Annotated in this window: 1 protein-coding gene and 1 pseudogene; both read right to left on the reverse strand. The window is 76.5% G+C overall.

The window, feature by feature from the left end:
- Positions 1 to 330, reverse strand: a pseudogene (locus ABEB16_RS17005) (hypothetical protein); the annotation flags it as partial.
- Positions 327 to 2129: an AMP-dependent synthetase/ligase gene (locus ABEB16_RS17010; protein WP_345713413.1), complete on the reverse strand. Its 1803-nt coding sequence runs from the start codon at positions 2127 to 2129 to the stop codon at positions 327 to 329. The gene ABEB16_RS17010 and the pseudogene ABEB16_RS17005, both read right to left, overlap by 4 nt.
- Between the last annotated feature and the right edge of the window lie 250 nt (positions 2130 to 2379).

A 2379-nucleotide genomic window follows, 5' to 3' on the forward strand; every position in this document is an offset into this window, starting at 1 on the left:
GACGCCGGCGAGCCCGGCGAGGACGTGGCGCAGCCGGGCGGCGGGCAGGTAGGAGAAGGCCGGGACCGCGACGTGGACGAGCGCCCCCGCCGCCAGGGCCGCCGCCGCGAGCACCGGGGTGCCTCGCGCACCGGCCCGCTCGCGGTCGCGCGCCGCGGCGCGGGCCACCGGCACGAGCACCGCGGCGACCAGCACGTAACCCGCGACGAGCCACCACCGGTAGCGGACCACGCTGTGGGTGGCGAGCGCGAGCAGCGCGCACCAGGCGGCCAGCACCAGGGGCCACCGCGTGCCCGAGCCGGACGTGGTGGGCGTGCCCGCTGCCGTCACGGCGCGCCGTAGAGCGCCTCGACCTCCGCGCCGTGGGCCGTGAGCACCGCATCCCGCTTCACCTTCAGCGACGGCGTGAGGAACCCGTTGTCCACGGTGAGGTCGTCGCCGAGCACGCGGAAGCGGCGGATGGACTCCGCGCGGCTGACGCTGGCGTTGGCGGCGTCCACGGCCCGCTGCAGCTCGGCCAGCACGTCGGCGTCCCGGCGGGCGGTGGCCACGTCGAGGCCGGGCTTGCCGTGGTTGGCGCCCCACACCGGCAGCATGTCCGGGTCGAGGGAGAGCAGGCACGCGACGTAGGGCCGCTGGTCGCCCACGACGACGGCCTGGGAGATGAGGGGGTGGGCGCGCAGCTGGTCCTCCAGCGGGGCGGGCGCCACGTTCTTGCCCCCCGCGGTCACGAGGATCTCCTTCTTGCGCCCGGTGATGCGCAGGAAGCCCTCGTCGTCCAGCTCGCCGAGGTCGCCGGTGAGGAACCAGCCGTCCCGGAAGGCGGCGGCGGTGGCCTCGGGGGCGTGCAGGTACTCCGCGAAGACGTTGATCCCCCGCACGAGCACCTCCCCGTCGGCGGCGACGGCCACGTCGACCCCGGGCAGCGGCACGCCCACGGTGCCGATCTTGATCCGGGCGGGGCGGTTGACGGCGAGCGGGGCGGCGGTCTCGGTGAGCCCGTAGCCCTCCAGGACGACGAGACCGGCGCCGCGGAAGAAGTGGGCGAGGCGCTCGCCCATCGGTGCGCCGCCGGAGATGGCGTACTGCAGCCGCCCGCCCAGGCGGGCGCGCAGCTTGGCGTAGACGAGGCGGTCGAAGACGGCGTGCCGGGCGCGCAGCAGCACGCCGGGGCCGGCGCCGTCGCGCGCGCGGCTGTGCTCGACGGCGGTGGCGGCGGCCGCCGCGAAGATCCGCGCCTTCATCGGGCCGCCGGCGGCGGCGCCCTGCTCGGCGCTGTTGTAGACCTTCTGGAACACCCGCGGCACGGCCAGCAGGAACGTCGGGCGGAAGGTGCCGAGGTCGGCGACGAGGTCCTTGGTGTCCGGGGTGTGCCCCAGCGGGATGCCGCAGCCGAGGCAGAGCACCTGCACGAAGCGGGCGAAGACGTGCGCGAGGGGGAGGAAGACCAGGGTGGTCGCCCCCGGTGCGCGCGTCACGTCGGCGATGGCCGCGTCGGCGTTGCGCACCAGGTCGAGGAAGTGGCGGTGCTCCAGCACGCAGCCCTTGGGACGGCCCGTCGTGCCGGAGGTGTAGATGACCGTCGCCGGGTCGCCGGGGCGCACGGCGCGACGGCGTTCCTCCAGCTCGGAGTCGAGCACGTCGCGCCCGGCCGCGCGCAGGTCCTCCAGGGCCCCGGAGTCGAGGGTCCAGACGTCGCGCAGCTGCGGCAGCCGGCCGCGCAGGCCGGCCACCGTGCCCGCGTTGGCCGTCGTCTCCACGATGCAGGCCACCGCTGCCGCGTCGGAGAGGATCCACGCCACCTGCTCGGCCGAGGAGGTCTCGTAGACCGGCACCGTCACGGCCCCGGCGAACCACACCGCCACGTCGGTGACGGTCCACTCGTAGCGGGTGCGCGACATCAGCCCCACCCGGTCGCCGGGTCGCACGCCGGCGGCGAGCAGACCCTTGGCCACCGTCGTGACGTCGGTCAGGAACTGCGCCGCGGTGACGTCCTGCCAGCGCCCGTCGGGCCCCTTGCGGCGCACGGCGGTGCGCTCGGGCGCGTTGCGGGCGGCGTCCACGACGCAGTCCGTGAGGTTGCCGCTCGTCGCCGGGGCGACCAGAGGGGCTTCGCTCGTCGTGCGCACGGGGTGGTCCTCCTCGCAGGCCCTGGGCCGTCGTCGTCGAGCGGGCAGGCGCGCTGACCGTCCGCTGGACACTACCCGCAGGCCCCGGCCGCGGGGGACGCCACGCCCGGCGGCCCCCGGTGGCCCGCGCGGTCCGGGACGGGGGCGCGGGCTTCAGGACCGGCGGCCGGCTGCCGATCGGGAGAGGGTCATGTCCGAGCCCAGCAGCCCAGCCCGCAGCGCCCCCGCTCCCCGGCCCGAGCACCCCGAG

Origin of the sequence: Kineococcus glutinatus (genome assembly GCF_039542765.1) — a bacterium.
GTDB lineage: Bacteria > Actinomycetota > Actinomycetes > Actinomycetales > Kineococcaceae > Kineococcus_A > Kineococcus_A glutinatus.